Source organism: Natrinema versiforme, from assembly GCF_005576615.1.
GTDB lineage: Archaea > Halobacteriota > Halobacteria > Halobacteriales > Natrialbaceae > Natrinema > Natrinema versiforme_A.
Map to the genome: position 1 here is coordinate 2964085 of NZ_CP040330.1, position 15470 is coordinate 2979554.

General features: G+C 65.6%; 16 protein-coding genes and 1 pseudogene. 10 read left to right on the forward strand and 7 right to left on the reverse strand.

Annotation, left to right across the window (positions count from 1 at the left end):
* Positions 1-96: 96 nt before the first annotated feature.
* The 5 genes from FEJ81_RS14655 (at position 97) to FEJ81_RS14675 (ending at position 6684) form a co-directional block, all read left to right on the forward strand.
* Entirely contained in the window at positions 97-2763 is a 2667-nt protein-coding gene (locus FEJ81_RS14655; RefSeq protein ID WP_138245981.1) for an alkaline phosphatase PhoX, read from the forward strand.
* 4 nt (positions 2764-2767) lie between these two features.
* Entirely contained in the window at positions 2768-3529 is a 762-nt protein-coding gene (locus tag FEJ81_RS14660) for a hypothetical protein (protein ID WP_138245982.1), read from the forward strand.
* Positions 3530-3788: 259 nt separating this feature from the next.
* Entirely contained in the window at positions 3789-4802 is a 1014-nt protein-coding gene (locus FEJ81_RS14665) for a sodium:calcium antiporter (protein ID WP_138245983.1), read from the forward strand.
* 105 nt (positions 4803-4907) lie between these two features.
* Positions 4908-6200, forward strand: coding sequence for an O-acetylhomoserine aminocarboxypropyltransferase/cysteine synthase family protein (locus FEJ81_RS14670; RefSeq protein ID WP_138245984.1), 1293 nt, complete (start codon positions 4908-4910; stop codon positions 6198-6200).
* A gap of 94 nt (positions 6201-6294) precedes the next feature.
* The gene (locus FEJ81_RS14675) at positions 6295-6684 is read left to right on the forward strand and encodes a DUF7522 family protein (RefSeq protein ID WP_138245985.1); all 390 of its coding nucleotides are present in this window, start codon (positions 6295-6297) and stop codon (positions 6682-6684) included.
* Here FEJ81_RS14675 and FEJ81_RS14680 read toward each other — a convergent pair.
* A complete protein-coding gene (locus tag FEJ81_RS14680; protein ID WP_138245986.1) occupies positions 6662-6847 on the reverse strand; it encodes a hypothetical protein in 186 nt (61 codons plus the stop codon). The two genes, FEJ81_RS14675 and FEJ81_RS14680, sit on opposite strands and share 23 nt — an antisense overlap.
* 197 nt (positions 6848-7044) lie before the next feature.
* Here FEJ81_RS14680 and FEJ81_RS14685 point away from each other — a divergent pair, with 197 nt between their 5' ends.
* Positions 7045-7581, forward strand: a complete 537-nt coding sequence (locus FEJ81_RS14685; RefSeq protein WP_138245987.1) for a DUF5813 family protein — start codon at positions 7045-7047, stop codon at positions 7579-7581.
* A 313-nt stretch (positions 7582-7894) separates the two neighbouring features.
* On the opposite strand, the gene FEJ81_RS23275 is transcribed toward FEJ81_RS14685, so the two are convergent.
* The 5 genes from FEJ81_RS23275 to tmk all read right to left on the reverse strand — a co-directional run bounded on the left by FEJ81_RS23275 (position 7895) and on the right by tmk (position 10409).
* Positions 7895-8068: a hypothetical protein gene (locus FEJ81_RS23275; protein ID WP_175416435.1), complete on the reverse strand. Its 174-nt coding sequence runs from the start codon at positions 8066-8068 to the stop codon at positions 7895-7897.
* A 274-nt stretch (positions 8069-8342) separates the two neighbouring features.
* Positions 8343-8573 (reverse strand): Lrp/AsnC family transcriptional regulator, encoded by a 231-nt coding sequence (locus FEJ81_RS14690; protein WP_138245988.1) that lies wholly within the window; start codon positions 8571-8573, stop codon positions 8343-8345.
* Entirely contained in the window at positions 8573-9340 is a 768-nt protein-coding gene (locus tag FEJ81_RS14695; protein WP_138245989.1) for a potassium channel family protein, read from the reverse strand. The genes FEJ81_RS14690 and FEJ81_RS14695 overlap by 1 nt, the downstream gene beginning before the upstream one ends.
* 138 nt (positions 9341-9478) lie before the next feature.
* Positions 9479-9709 carry an Lrp/AsnC family transcriptional regulator gene (locus tag FEJ81_RS14700; protein WP_138245990.1) on the reverse strand — a complete coding sequence of 77 codons (231 nt, stop codon included), beginning with the start codon at positions 9707-9709 and terminating at the stop codon, positions 9479-9481.
* Between the two features lie 94 nt (positions 9710-9803).
* Positions 9804-10409 (reverse strand): dTMP kinase, encoded by a 606-nt coding sequence (gene tmk, locus FEJ81_RS14705; RefSeq protein WP_138245991.1) that lies wholly within the window; start codon positions 10407-10409, stop codon positions 9804-9806.
* 102 nt (positions 10410-10511) lie between these two features.
* Between tmk and FEJ81_RS14710 the strand changes: the two genes are divergently transcribed.
* From FEJ81_RS14710 to cofG, 4 genes are all read left to right on the forward strand, one after another.
* Positions 10512-11483 (forward strand): complex I NDUFA9 subunit family protein, encoded by a 972-nt coding sequence (locus tag FEJ81_RS14710; protein WP_138245992.1) that lies wholly within the window; start codon positions 10512-10514, stop codon positions 11481-11483.
* Positions 11484-11714: 231 nt separating this feature from the next.
* A complete protein-coding gene (locus FEJ81_RS14715) occupies positions 11715-12899 on the forward strand; it encodes a tubulin/FtsZ family protein (protein WP_138245993.1) in 1185 nt (394 codons plus the stop codon).
* A gap of 144 nt (positions 12900-13043) precedes the next feature.
* On the forward strand, positions 13044-13766 hold the full coding sequence (cofC, locus tag FEJ81_RS14720; RefSeq protein ID WP_138245994.1) for a 2-phospho-L-lactate guanylyltransferase: 723 nt from the start codon (positions 13044-13046) through the stop codon (positions 13764-13766).
* 67 nt (positions 13767-13833) lie between these two features.
* Positions 13834-14997, forward strand: coding sequence for a 7,8-didemethyl-8-hydroxy-5-deazariboflavin synthase subunit CofG (gene cofG / locus FEJ81_RS14725; protein ID WP_138245995.1), 1164 nt, complete (start codon positions 13834-13836; stop codon positions 14995-14997).
* Between the two features lie 56 nt (positions 14998-15053).
* On the opposite strand, the pseudogene FEJ81_RS23785 reads toward cofG, so the two are convergent.
* Positions 15054-15467: pseudogene (locus FEJ81_RS23785) on the reverse strand (nucleoside deaminase); the annotation flags it as partial.
* Positions 15468-15470 lie beyond the last annotated feature (3 nt).

Consider the following 15470-nt stretch of genomic DNA (forward strand, 5'->3'; position numbering starts at 1 on the left):
TCGCTATGTTCCGGAACGTTCTCCTTATCAATATACATTATAATAAGTTCCAATATTATAAAATCTAATCAATTAATCGGGGGTTGATCCGGTTGCATGGTCGAATTTACGAGGCGAAAGCTGATAGCATCGTCAGCGGCAGCGGCAATCGGCACGGGGGCAGTCGGCCTCGCGGGGGCAGAGGAGGACCCGGAGGAACACGACACGCTCGAGGCACCCCACGTCAAGGGGAACATCGATCGGTTCTCGACGACGGCGCTCGGCGCCGAAGTAACGGGACCGTTCGTCTTCGAGACCGGGGAACTCCTCTACAGTCTTCAGGGACCCCGTAACGACAACATCGAGCCGTTCGACACGGGCGGAGTCGGCGTCTTCGACGATTTCCAGTTCACGTTCAACGGGGCGAACGACGAGTTCGACGAGCTCGAGGCACCGCGGACCGACCGCGAGGAGAAACAGGTCCTCTCGGCGGCCGGCGAGTACCGGTTGCTCGTCCAGACGGGCGACGAGATCAACGGCGGGACCGAGCGGTTCGGCCATCCCCAGACGCCCGACGGGACGGAACTCGTCGAGATCTGCGAAGACGAGTACGAGGGGATCGGCGAACAGGCCGACATGAACTTCTTCGTCTCGACGAACGAGGAAGGGACGGAGGGCTACCTCTTTACCAACAACGAGATCCGGCCGGGCGGGATCACGCGAACGCCCCTCTACCGCGACGAGGACGGCTACTGGCAGGCCGACCTCGAGAACGCGATGGAACTCGAGAACACCGAGCCGTTCCGCGATATCGGCGGGACGAAGACCAACTGTTACGGCGATCTGAGTCCGTGGGAGACGCCGCTGTCGGCCGAAGAGGAATACGGTCACCCGCGAGTCAACGGGCTCGCGACGGTCAGCGACATCGTCGACCAGGGCAGCGGCGTCGGCCTCCGCGGTGGCAGCGAGTTCTGGAACCGGCCCAACATCCTCGAGGTCGAGGCCTCGCTCCAGGAGATCTTCGGCGACGAGACCGCGTACCCGATGGGGCTGCACAATAACCGCAACACCGAGAAATTGGCCTATCACCTCGGCGTCGACCCGGTCGATCAGGCCGAGGAGGAAGCCGAAGACGGGGACGGTCTCAAGACCGTGAACACGCCCGATCCCATCGGCGACGAGGAGTTCCCGAACCGCTACCGCTACGGGAAGATCGTCGAGATCACCGCGCCGACGGCCGAGGTCCCGACGCCCGTCAAGCACCACGTTTTCGGTCGCGCCGCGTGGGAGTGTCCCGAAGTGTTGCCCGACGAGCGGACGGTCTATCTGGCCTCCGACGGCGGCGCGAAGGGGATCTACAAGTTCGTCGCCGAGGAGCCGATTCCGGAGTACGACACCCGGATGGACGTCCGCGGCACGCTGTACGCCATGAAGGCTGCCGAGATCGGCGAGGGACCGGTCGCGGAAACCGACCTCGAGATCGAGTGGCTGGAACTCGGGACAGCGAGCAACGCCGAGATCGAGTCCTGGATCGCCGACTACGACGATGTCACGCAGGTCGACTACCTCGAGACCCACGCCGAGACCGACTGGGAGGACGACCTCGAGACCGCACTGGCGGAAGCAGACGAGGAAGTCGCGATCAACGGCAATCAGGACTACATCACCGACGAGGAGATCGTCGAGTGGGCCGCACAGTACGAGGAACGCGGCCCCGACGGCGTCGACGAGGAACTTCGCCGCGTCCCCTTCCTCGAGACCCGAGCGGCCGCCAAGGAGATCGGTGCCAGCGTCGAGTTCAACAAGGCCGAGGGGATCGACGCCCACGACGAGGCCGAACCCGGCGACTTCATCTACTTCGGCATCTCCTCGCTCGGCGGCTCCATGGCCGACGAGCACGGCGATATCCGATTCGACGAGGTCCAGTCCGGCGTCCTCTACCGGGCCGAACTGCAGGACGACTACGATGTCTCTCGACTCGAGCCGGTCGTCGTCGGTCCGAACGGGAGCGACTCCAAGTCGGTGCTCGACCAGTCGCTCATCAACGTCGACAACGTGATGGTCATGGACGACGGTCGAGTCCTCCTCTGTGAGGACAAGAGTCCCTTCGGACGGGAACGGACGTACAGAAACGACGCGCTGTGGGTCTACGAGCCCCCGACGTCGCTGTCCGTCGACTCCGTCGCGGTCAGCCACGGCGGCACCGGCACCGCCGACCTAACGCTCTCGTCGGTCCCCGACGGGCTCGCAGGCGGCCGCGTCACCGTCTCGATCGAGCACGCCGAGGTCGCCGAAATCACGGGCGCGAGCTACCACGACGCGATCGAACTCACCGCCGATCCGACGATCAGCGACGACGGCTCGAGCGTCGAGTTCCAGTTCGCCGACCTCGAAAACGCGATCGAGTCGGGCTCGATGGACGTCACGCTGGCGTCGCTCGAACTCGAAGGGACCGGCACTGGGACGACGGATATCACGGTCGAGATTCACGCCCTGGACGACGACGACGGGAACGCGATCGACTCCCGATCGCACACCGGTGTCGTGGTTACCGGACCGCCGGCAGTCGGCGGACCCGGCAGTGGCCGGAACCCGACGGACCCCGACGGCGACGGGAAATTCGAGGACGTCAACGGCAACGGCCGACTGGACTACGACGACGTGGTCCTGCTGTTCGATCACATCGAGGACGAGTCGGTCACCCTCAACGCCGACGCCTACGACTTCAACGAGAACGGCCGCATCGACTACAACGACGTCACCGAACTCTACGACGAGACCTGAGCCGATGGCACGGCACGACGCCGATCCGTCAGTCAACGAGACGGGCCAGGGACGCACACCGACGGACGAATCGAATCGGGACGCGGCACCTTCGCGACGGTGGAAACAGCCCGTCGCGGCGCTCCTCGTCGCACTTGCGATCGGCGTGGCGATCGTCCCGATCGCTTCGATGGCGACAGCCGGTACGGGCACTGCGACCGCGACGCCGACGGCGGCCGGACCCGACCTCGTCGTCGACGACGCGGCCGTCGAATCGGGCGAGACGGCGACCCACCGGCTCGCGCTCACCGACGCGCCGGACGGGCTCGCCGGGTTCGAACTCACCGTCGAACTGTCAGGCGACGGCGACACCGCGACCGTCGCGAACGCCAGCTACCCCGACCAGTACGGTCCGACGACCGACCCGGTGGTAAGCGCCGACGGCCGGTCGGTCACCCTCGAGGCCGTCGACCTCACCGACGAGGTAACCCCCGGCGCGAGCGACGTGACGCTCGCGACGGTCGAGGTGAACGGAACCGACACCGGGTCGACGGCGCTCGAGGTGACGGAGCTACAGATCGACGCGGACGGCGGCGACCGCATCGAACCGTCGCTCGAGGCGGGGACGCTCACCGTCGACGGCGGGTCGGCGTCACAGAACGAGACCGGCGACTCGGACGACGGGACGGGATCCGACGGCTTGGACTCGGTCCCCGGCTTCACGGGCGGCGCCGCGGTCGCTGTGATCGCCGCCCTCGCAGTCGCCCTGCTGGCGCGCTCGCGCTGACGCCGGGCGAGCGTTTTTTCGGCCGACTCGGTCGCGCTGGTCGCTCGAGTGCCGGCGAGGCGGAACGGACGACGACGATGGACCTGTCGCGTCGGCCGATTTTATTTTCGGAACGCACGTCCCGGCGATAGTCAGGGACGTTTACACGTCCGGACGATGACGGGGACAGTATGAACGGGGACAGCGACGATCTGACGGACGACAGAGCGCGGACGACCGCTCCGAACCGGTTTCGCCGGCGAGCCGCCGGCGGTCAGCGATGATCGATATCCTCACCTTGCTCGCGCTCGCCGCCGTCGGAACGGCGGTCGTCTGGAAGGGCAGCGACTGGCTCGAGGAGTCGGCGAACGCGCTCGCCGCCGCGTACGGGCTCCCGCTGGTCGTCCAAGGAGCGATCGTCGCCGCCGTGGGCTCGAGCACCCCCGAACTGGCGAGCGTGTTGCTCGCGACGGTGCTCCACGGCGAGTTCGAACTGGGCGTCGGCTCCATCGTCGGCTCGGCGGTGTTCAACCTTCTCGTAATCCCGGGGCTCGCGATCCTCGTCGGCGGCGGGATCGACACGACGCGCGAACTGGTCTACAAGGAGTCGCTGTTCTACATGCTCGCGGTCGCCGCGTTGCTGCTGACGTTCTCGCTCGCGGTCATCTACAACCCCGTCGAGAGCGCCGACGGCCTCATCAGGGGGGCCGTCTCGAGGCCGCTCGCGCTGTTTCCCCTCGCGCTGTACGGGCTCTACCTGTTCACCCAGTACCTCGATGCCGCGGCGAGCGACGAGCCGAACGACGAGTCGATCGCTCTCGTCCGGACGTGGCTCCGGTTCGTGCTCGGACTGGTGCTCATCGTCGTCGGCGTCGAGGGGCTCGTCCGGGCCGCGATCGGGCTCGGGGACGCGTTCGGCACGCCGTCGTTCCTCTGGGGGATGACCGTCGTGGCGGCCGGCTCGAGCCTGCCCGACGCGTTCGTCAGTCTCGCGGCGGCGCGGGCCGATCGACCGACGGTCACGCTGGCGAACGTCCTCGGGAGCAACACGTTCGACCTGCTCGTCGCCGTCCCCATCGGCGTCCTCGTGAAGGGATCGCTGACGATCAACTTCGCGTACATCGTCCCGATGATGGGGTTTCTGGTCTTTGCGACGATTACGTTCTTCGCGATTTCGCGGACCGGGATGTACCTCTCCCGTCGGGAAGCGTGGGCGCTACTGGTGACCTACGGATTGTTCGTCGTGTGGCTCGTCCTCGAGAGTCTGCGGGTCGTCAGCGTGCTCGGCCTCTGAGGGGGCGACTACTGGAATCCGCCCCGGAGACAGTTCGATCGATAACCCAAGGGAACCGAACGAATTCGCCTAATAGCTTTACCAGTTCCCGTTTGATAGGCCGGTATGAGCGACGATCCCGATTCCGACGAGCGTCAGTTCGCCACGAACAGCGTCCACGCCGGACAGGAGCCCGATCCGACGACCGGTGCCCGCGCGCCGCCGCTGTACCAGACCACCTCCTACCAGTTCGAGGATACCGACCACGCCGCCGCCCTCTTCGGGTTAGAGGAGGCCGGCAACATCTACTCGCGGATCATGAACCCGACGAACGCGATGTTAGAGGAGCGCATCGCGACGCTCGAGGGCGGCGTCGGGGCGCTTGCCACCTCGTCGGGGATGGCCGCGTTCGACCTCGCGACGTTCATCCTCGCCGAAGTCGGCGACAACATCGTCTCCTCGTCGTCGCTGTACGGCGGGACCTACACCTACCTCACCCACACGGTCGAAAAGCGGGGGATCGAGACGACGTTCGTCGATACGCTCGACTACGAGGCCTACGCCGAGGCCATCGACGACGACACCGCGTTCGTCCACCTCGAGACGATCGGCAACCCCGCGCTGGTGACGCCGGACATCGAACGGATCGCCGACATCGCCCACGACCACGACGTGCCGCTGTTCGTCGACAACACGTTCGCCACGCCGTACCTGTGCCGCCCGCTCGAGCACGGCGCGGACCTCGTCTGGAACTCGACGACCAAGTGGCTCCACGGCGCCGGCTCGACGGTCGGCGGCGTGCTGGTCGACGGCGGCTCGTTCCCGTGGCCGGAGGGCGACTATCCCGAAATAACCGAGCCGAATCCCGCGTATCACGGCGTCAACTTCTACGAGACGTTCGGCGAGGCGGCGTTCTCGGTCGTCGCACGGACCCGCGGCCTGCGCGACTTGGGCAACCAGCAGGCCCCCTTCGACGCCTGGGTGACCCTGCAGAAACTCGAGTCCCTGCCCCTGCGCATGGAGAAACACTGCGAGAACGCGATGGCCGTCGCGGAGTACCTCGAGGAGCACCCGGCCGTCGACTGGGTGAACTACCCCGGCCTCGAGAGCCACGAGACCCACGAGAACGCCACGAAGTACCTCGAGGGCGGCTACGGCGGCATGATCACCTTCGGCCTCGAGGGCGGGTACGACGCCGCCGAGACGGTTTGTAACGAAGTGGACCTCACGAGCCTGCTCGCGAACGTCGGCGACGCGAAGACGCTGATCATCCATCCCGCGAGCACGACCCACCAGCAGCTCACCGAGGAGGAGAAGCTGGCCGGCGGCGTCACCGACGACCTCGTCCGCCTCTCGGTGGGGATCGAGGACGTCGACGACGTGATCGCGGATCTCGACCGGGCGATCGAGCAGACATAGTTCACAGACCAGACCCGCCCCGATCGCTTGCGGCTATTTCAGCGCGCTGGGAGTAGCCCTCGCGGTTAAGTTCGCGGAGACCGACTGGTCACGTATGCCGACTGGGATACTCACGTCAGAGGCGGCGGAGCAGATCGTCGCGACCTGTCGAACGGCCATCGGCGACAGCCTCCGTTCGGTCACCTACTTCACGCGCGACGACTTCGAGCAGCTCTACCTCCGCGATGACCTCGAGCGCGACGCCGATCTCTCGACGTTCATCGGCCACGAGTGGCGCGGCTTCAAGACCACGCAGACGGCCTACGAGGGGTCGGAACTCGGCTCGTACGACTACACGATTCGGGTCTTCGAGAACGGCTTCCTCATCCGCGTGACCAACGACAGCGAGGGCGTCTTCGCCACGACCGACGGGCTGACGGTCAAAGACTTCGAAGAAGTCGCGACGGCACTCGATTCGTTCCTCACTGATCGGCAGCCGTCGTAGCAGCGTCGTCGCTCGAGCGGTCGTCGTCGCGGTCGGCCGCGTCTCGGTCGTCCTCCTCGTCGGCGTCCCGCCCGCCGATCGGCAGGCCGGAGCCGTGGTCGCCGTCCGTTCCGAGGAGGCGAGCGAAGCGACGACGTTCCGCGGCGTGTCTGTCCAAACTCATGCCGTCAATAGAGGACGGTTTCCCTTGTAGTAATGGGGGCCATTTCCGGTAGAAACATGTTACTTCCCTGTGAAACGGTGCCGCCGATTCCCCGAACGCCGCGCCCGATATCCCCGCTGTAGCGGTTTCCTACGAATTGATCCGGCCGCAGTCGGGACAACGTAACACCCTTTTCCGTCACGCCCGTTTGTCCGACAATGAGCGACCTTCCAGACTCCACCGCGCACGAACTCGAGTCTCACGACGCGTTCGACCGGACCGACGACGGCTACGCCCTCGCGACGACCGTCTTCGACACCGCGATCACGGCCGACGACGCCGAGGGGAAACGAGACGGCCGCTTCCGGGTCACCGTCTTCCTCCCGACGCTCGACGCCGCCGTCGCCGACGAGGTCGTCGCCGACCCCGTCGAAAACGGCTGGTTCGAAACCCTCGAGCGCCGACTCGAGGACGTCTTCACCGTCGCGAAGACGAGCACCCACGACGAACCGGTCATCGAACGCGACGCCGACGAAGTCCGGGTCCGTCTCGAATACACCGCGTGGGACGCCGGCGAGGGCGTCGCGGACGCCAAGGCCCTGATCGAATTCGTCGAAGGCACCTTCGCACAGGGGGTCATCCCCGGCTACGAGTATCAGGGCGAGGCGGCCACGCTGCTCGAGAACGCCCAGAACAGAGGCCAGCAGGCCGCGGACGGCGACGGCGGCAGCGGCAGCGGCGGCATGCCGCTCTAAAACGAAGTTTTGCGCTGTCGTTCGAGAGAGCTTCGCTCTCTCGTGATGACGAAAGACGCCAGAGGCGTCTTTCGAACCACGGGTGCGCCGCAGGCGCACCCTCGGCAAAATCTTCAAAAGAGCGCGAAGCGCTCTTTTGGACCTCGCGGAGCTTTGCTCCGCTCAGATTCGATTAAAAGCCTTCCTCGCTCCCGGTGGTCGCTCGTCGGCCCGAGCGCAAAGCGCTCGGAGAACAGCAGCGCTCAGATTCTCCGAATCGTTCGCTTGCTGATGCAACACTAGTGGGGTCCATCATTCGCTGGGCCGCTTGCAACTACCCACCAGCAGTATAGACCTCGGCCCAGAGATACCCGATTCCGATAACAGCATAGAAGAGACCGAACACGGCGAACTGCCACTCGCTATCGACGAAATATGAACCCGCCTGAACGAGCCCCAACAGAACCATCGCAACCCCGATGATCGCTTTGTGGCGTCTCTGTACCATATCTGGAAGGTAGTCTACCTGATTAATAAGTTCTGGTAGTGGACTATCAAACGGCTGCTGTGGCCGGGAGCACGGCTCGAGCAGACGCGAGAGCCGTGCAACTCGGGGGAGGGCAGGCCGTTACAAGCCGCTGACCGCGAGCGAACCCGAAGGGTGAGCGAGCGGGCCGACGACCGACCCAGCGGGGAGGGAGGAGTGCTTTTAATCGAATTTTTGCCGAGGGCGCGGCGGAGCCGCGCCCGCAGAGCAAAACTTCGTTGTTGAAACTTCGTTTTTAGTCCATCGCGATGTACGTCTGCGTGTCCTCGACGCCCTCGATGGCCTGAATGTAGGTCGCCGCGATCTCCTTGACTGCGGCCGGCGTCTCGACCTGCGTTTTTGCGATGAGGTCGACGTCGCCAGCGACGATGTGTGCCGATTGGACCCCGTCGATGGATTCGATGCTGTCTTTGAGCCGATCCGCCTCGCCCGTGTTCGCCTTGATCATGATAAACGCGGTAACCATCAGTTGACACCTCCGGTATCGGAGTCGGTCTCCGAGTCCGCATCACCCTCCACCAGTTCCGTCGCCGCCGAACTCGAGCCCGTGCCCGCGTTCGCGGCCGCTCGAGTCGCCGTTTCGCCGACCAGGAGCTGGCGCACCTCGCTCAGGACGTCGAAGTCCGCGAGGACGACGAGTCGATCGCCGTCCTCGAGCGAGAGGTCCTCGGTCGGGATGCCGAGGGGCTGGTCGCGCTTGCCGAACGCGAGGACGGTCGCGTCGGCGGGCAGTTGCAGTTCGCTGATCGTGTAGCCGTTGACGGGGGCCGCGTCGGTGAGCGTGAGTTCGACGACCTGCAGGTGCGGGGCGATGTCGGCGATGGCCCGTATCGTCCCGCCCAGCAGGGCGTTTTTCGCGCCGATTGCGCCGAGTCGCTCGGGGTAGATGATCTCGTCGACCTGATCGGCGTACTTGCGGTAGATGCCCTCGCGGTAGGCCTCGTCGATCCGCATGACCGTCCGACAGCCGTAATGGTTGGCGATCATGCAGGCGGTGAAGTTGACGTTGAGGTCGCCGGTCAGCGCGCCGACGGCATCGGCCGTGGTGACGCCGGCCTCCTCGAGAATGTCCTCGCGGGAGCCGTCGCCGTCGACGACGGTAAAGCCCTGATCGCGGGCCCGTCTGCGCGTCGGTTCGTCGCGTTCGACCATCGTCACCTCGTGGTCCTCGTCACGCAAGACGCGTGCTGTGCGCAGGCCGACCCGTCCAGCCCCGATAATCACGAACCGCATGTACTGGGGTACGCTCGCCCCGGTGAATAAGTTTGCGCCCGAGTACCATGGCATCGAATGGAACGCCGTCGCTCGAGCACCGAAAGCGGCGGCGGAGAACCCGCGATCGAGACGCGCGCCACGCCGGTCTCGGTCTCCCTACCCCATCGCGATGTAGGTCTTCGTCTCGGTGACGCCGCTGAGTCCCTGCATGCTCGAGGAGACGGTCTGGAGCACGTCGTAGACCTCCGGCGCGTCGACCTCGGCGATGATGTCGTAGTTGCCCGCGACAATGTGGGCGTCGGCGACCGACTCGAGGCCGTCGATCTCCGCGAGCAGCCCCTCGGATTTTCCGGCGGCCGTCTTCACCATGATGAACGCGTGGACCATCGGAAGTGTGGTACAGTCTATCACGACTAAAGCCTTTGCCCGAACCGATGGTCGGGAGGTGGCGTCACGAACAGGGAAAACCGGAAGAACGTGGTTAGCTCGAGTCGGATACCGCCGACGCGAGCGCGTCCGTCACCGACTCGAGTACTGCCGCCGGCGACTGCGTCGCGTCGACGCGGACGAACCGGTCGGGGTCGCGCTCGATCAGCCGTTCGTAGTTGTCTCGGACCGACTCGAGGTACTCGGCTCGCTCGAACTTGTTCGTCGTCCCCGCGCGGGTCGCGGCGGTCTCGGGGTCGAGGTCGAGGTAGATCGTCAGATCGGGGATGATCGAGAACGGCTCGTGGATGTCGATGACGTACTCGAGCGGGTCCGGGAGATCGTGGCCCTCGGCCGCCGCGAGCGTCGCGCCCTGATAGGCGAATCGGGAGTCGGAGTAGCGATCGGAGATCACGAGAGTGTCCTGCTCGAGGGCGGGTTCGATCACGCGCGAGAGGTGGTCGGCGTGGTCGGCGGTGTAGAGGAACAGCTCCGCCAGCGGGTCGGCGTCGTCGTCCTCGATCGAGCGGTAGACGGCCTCGCCGTACCACGAATCGTCCGTCGGTTCCCGCGTGAACGTGGCCTCGGGATAGCGCTCGTGTAAGGCCTCCCAGACCGTCGTCTTGCCGCTGCCGTCCAGTCCCTCAAGCGTGACGAGCATGGGTTCACCTCGTGGCGGTTCCTATTACAATCCGTCGAACGCCGGCCACACCGAACAGTGTCGCCGCACACCTATTTATCGCTGTACCTGCATCTCTCGGGTATGAAGGCCCTCGTCGCCGGCGGCACCGGATTCATCGGAACGAATCTCTGCGAAGAACTGGCCGAGCGCGGCCACGAGGTGACGGCGCTATCGCGGTCTCCGGGTGACGCCGGCCTCCCCGACGGCGTCGAGTCGGCTCTGGGAAACGTCAGCGCCTACGACTCGATCGCCGACACCGTCGTCGGCCACGACGCCGTCGTGAACCTCGTCTCGCTCTCGCCGCTCTACAAACCGCCCGAAGGAACGAGCCACGAGGAGGTCCACCTCGAGGGCACGGCGAACCTCGTCCGCGCCGCCGAGGCCGCCGGCGTCGATCGCTTCCTCCAACTGAGCGCACTCGGTGCCGATCCCGACGGCGAGACCGCCTACATCCGCGCCAAGGGGAAGGCCGAGGCGGTGGTCAGAGAGTCGGCGCTCGAGTGGACGATCGTTCGCCCGTCAGTCGTCTTCGGCGACGGCGGCGAGTTCGTCGAGTTCACGAAGACGCTGACGACGCCGTACGTGACGGGGCTGCCGGGCGGCGGGAAGACACAGTTCCAGCCAATCTGGGTCGGCGACCTCGTCCCGATGCTGGCCGACGCGCTTGAAGGTAGCGAGGCGCAAAGTGCCTCGGAAGCGAGCGAGCAGGGCTCGCGAGCAGATGACGCCCACGTCGGCGAAATCTACGAACTCGGCGGGCCGCAGATCGCCACGCTCGCGGACGTGACGGAACTGGTGTACGCGGCCGAGGGGAAAGACGTCACGATCGTCCCGATCCCGATGGGGCTGGCGAAACTCGGCCTCTCGGCGATCGACTCGCTGCCGTTCGTTCCCTTCGGCCCCGATCAGGGCCGGTCGCTCGAGTTCGACAACACCGTCGCCGACAACGACGTAACCGCGTTCGGCCGCGACCCGACGGCGTTGCGAACGCTCGGTTCGTATCTCGGTCTCGAGGGGACCCGCCACCGGGCGAAACCGGCAGAAACGGCCTGATTCCGATCGTGATCGCGAGTATCGCTCCGGTTTACACTTGCCGGGAATACGTAACATAAAAAACATCTGTGGCTCGAGTAAGTAGTGATTTCCGAAGCGGAATACCCGCTCGAATACCGCCACAGTCCTGCGATTAGCCCGAATAGTATGTTACTAGAGAAAGTCAGTTTAGCACAAGACTTATATCCTCCATCGCACTGTTACCAATTCAACGGAGCCCCCTGACAAATAATGAAGCTGGCGATGATCGGATTCGGACAGGCTGGTGGCAAAATCGTCGATCGATTCCTCGATTACGACGATCGGACGGGTAGCGGAATCGTCCGGGCGGCAATCGCCGTCAACTCCGCGAAAGCGGACCTCATCGGTCTCGACAATATTCCACAGGAGAACCGCGTACTCATCGGCCAGGCCCGGGTAAAGGGCCACGGCGTGGGTGCTGACAACGAACTCGGCGCGGAAGTCGCCGAGGAGGACATCGACGAGGTCCAAAACGCCATCGACTCGATCCCGACCCACGAGGTCGACGCCTTCCTGATCGTTTCGGGGATGGGTGGCGGCACCGGCTCGGGCGGCGCGCCCGTCCTCGCGAAACACCTCAAGCGAATCTACACGATCCCCGTCTACGGGCTCGGCGTCCTGCCGGGGACGGACGAAGGCGGGATCTACACGCTCAACGCGGCGCGATCCTTCCAGACGTTCGTCCGCGAGGTCGACAACCTGCTCGTCTTCGACAACGACTCCTGGCGACAGACCGGCGAGTCCGTCGAAGGCGGCTACGAGCAGATCAACGAGGAGATCGTCCGTCGCTTCGGCATCCTCTTCGGTGCCGGTGAAGTCGGCGACGGACAGGAAGTCGCCGAGAGCGTCGTCGACTCTTCGGAGATCATCAACACGCTTTCCGGTGGTGGTGTCTCGACCGTCGGCTTCGCGAGCGAGGAGGTCGAACTGAACTCCGGCGGCGGCCTCCTCTCGCGGTTCACCGGCGACGACGGTGGCGGCACAGACGACGACCTCGACGCCGCGAACACGACGAACCGCATCACGAGCCTCGTCCGCAAGGCCGCGCTCGGCCGGCTCACGCTCCCCTGCGAGATCGAAGGCACCGAGCGCGCCCTGCTCGTGCTCTCCGGTCCCTCGGAGTACCTGAACCGGAAAGGCATCGAACGCGGCCGCAAGTGGCTCGAGGAGGAAACGGGAAGCATGGAAGTTCGCGGTGGCGACTTCCCGCGAGAGGAGCCCGAGGTGGCCGCGGCGATCTTGCTCTCCGGCGTGACGAACGTCCCCCGGATCAAGCGCCTGCAGCAGGTGGCCATCGAGGCACAGGACAACATCGACGACATCCAGCAGGAGAGCGAAGAGAACCTCGAGGAACTCGTCGAAGACGACGAGGACGAACTCGAGCCGCTGTTCTAGGCCCTCGTTCTTTCGATTTTCGACGCCGCGAGCGGTCGCACTCGTGTCGGGGGGCACGAGATCGGAGCACACGTGTCTCCGGGGGGTACCGGTCGCACTCCGACGTGTTTTTGAGCGCGCCCGGACTACCGCAACTAGATTCAGATGCGCGTCGTCGTCCCGTTCGCCGCCGAGACGCCGAAAACTCGCCTCGAGTCAGTACTCACGCCGGCCGAGCGGTCGGCCGTCGCCCGCGCCATGCTCGCAGACGTCCTGGGCGCGATCGTCGACGCCGGCCACGAGCCGACAGTCGTCTCGACCGCGTCCCTCGCGCTCGAGGATCTCGAACTCCCGAGCGAGGTCGCCGCGTCGACGTCGATCACGGTCGACGACCGGTCGCTGACGGACGCGGTCAACGCGCGGCTGCCGGGGACTGACGGGAACGAGGATGGCGAGAGCGAGAGCGACGACGCGGCCACTGCTCCCGACCGCGAACCCGTCGCCGTCGTCATGGCCGACCTCGCGCTGGCGACTGCCGACGCGCTTGAGGAACTCCTGTCCGCGTCGGCAGACGTCGCGATCGCACCGGGGCGGGGCGGCGGGACGAACGCGCTCGTCGTTCGCCATCCCGAGTTCCGCGTGGACTACCACGGCACCTCGTATCTCGACCACTGCGAGATCGCCCGCGAGGTCGGCGCGACCCTCGAGACGATCGACTCGTTCCGGCTGGCGACCGATATCGACGAGCCGGCCGATCTCGTCGAGGTGCTCGTCCACGGGTGCGAGGGCGACCGTGCGCCCGCTCGACTCCGCGAGCTGGGGTTCGAACTCGACGATCGAGCCGGCCGAGTCGACATCGCCCGGAGCGAGGATCGCGCGAGGAAGTGATCGGTCGCGCTCGAGGCGATCACGTCGAGGGAAGGCCTTATGTGCCGAGCGACGACATCCAGAGGTAATGTTTCCCGGGGCGAGCGAGTACGGCGTCGATATCGCGGTCGACGACGGAGCCGTCGACGAGCTGTTACAGATCAGCCCGAGCGACGTCGAGGCACCGCCGTCACTGACCTTTTCCCGAAACGTGTTCATCCCGCTGACCACGGCCTGTCGCTACACCTGTACCTACTGCACCTACTTCGACCCGCCGGGACAGGCCTCCCTGCTCTCGCTCGAGGAGGTCCGCGAGATCTGTCAGCGCGGGGCCGACGCCGGCTGTACGGAGGCGCTGTTTACCTTCGGCGACGACCCGGACGAGCGCTACACCGAGATCCACGCGCAACTCGAGGAGTGGGGACACGACTCGATCCACACCTACCTGCGGGAGGCGTGCGAGGTGGCCTTAGAGGAGGGACTGCTCCCCCACGCGAATCCGGGCGATCAGACCCGCGAGCAGATGGCGGCCGTCGCGGACGTCAACGCCAGCATGGGCGTGATGCTCGAGACGACCGCCGAGGTGGGCGCACACGCGGGGCCGCGGCGCAAGGTGCCCGGCCAGCGGCTCCGGACCCTGAAAAACGCGGGCGAACTGGACGTGGCTTTCACGACCGGTATTCTGGTGGGGATCGGCGAGGACTGGCGCGACCGCGCGGAGAGCCTGCTGGCGATCCGCGAGTTACACGAGCGCTACGACCACATCCAGGAGGTGATCGTCCAACCGGTCGTGGACAACGAGCGCTGGTCGGACGGCTCGCCCGATCTCGCGACGATGCGGCAGGTGACGGCGATGGCCCGCGTCGCGCTCCCCGAGGCGGTCTCCGTGCAGGTCCCGCCGAACCTCGCCCCCGCGAAGGAACTGATCGACTGCGGCGTCGACGATCTGGGCGGCGTCTCGCCGGTCACCGACGACCACATCAACCCCGAGTACAAGTGGCCCGCGCTGCGCGAACTCGAGGCGATCGCCGACCACGCGGGCGTGCCGCTCGGCGAACGGCTCCCGGTCTACGAGCGGTTCCTGCCCGCAGACCTGCGGACGACAGGGTTCGACGGCACCCTCGCCGACGGCGCGGACGGCGACCGGGAGTGGATTTCGCCGACGATTCGGGACGCGCTCGGTCGAGACGATTCGGCCGGCCGGCGCTACCGATCCGTGCTCCGGGACGAGACGGCGGCTACAGCTGACTAACAGAACCCAGTACACTCTTTCGGCGGCGCTGAAATCCCTGTTTCCGGACGCCTCGACTAAAAGTAGTCCTCGTGGACCGCGAGACCCTCGTCCTCGAGCACCGGTCCCTCCACATTCGTCGACCCATTTGCCCGGTCGACTACCTCCTCGCAGGGAATTTCGATCACGCCGTCGTCGCGGGCAGCTGCGAGCGAGTCGACGGAGACGCTGTAAACCACCCGATCCAGCCCCGCGTAGACGATCGCGCTCGCACACATCGGACACGGCTCGGTACTGGTGTACATCGTACAGGATGCGCGCTCGTCGGGCTCGAGTTCGCTCGCGGCCCATCGGGCTAGTTCGAACTCCGGATGGGCGGCAATATCGTCGTCGGTGAGGGTGGTGTTCTCCGCAGTCCGGACGACCTCGTCGTCGACGACGAGCAGCGATCCGAAGGGCGTGTTGCCGTGGTCGACCGCCGATTCCGAAACGCT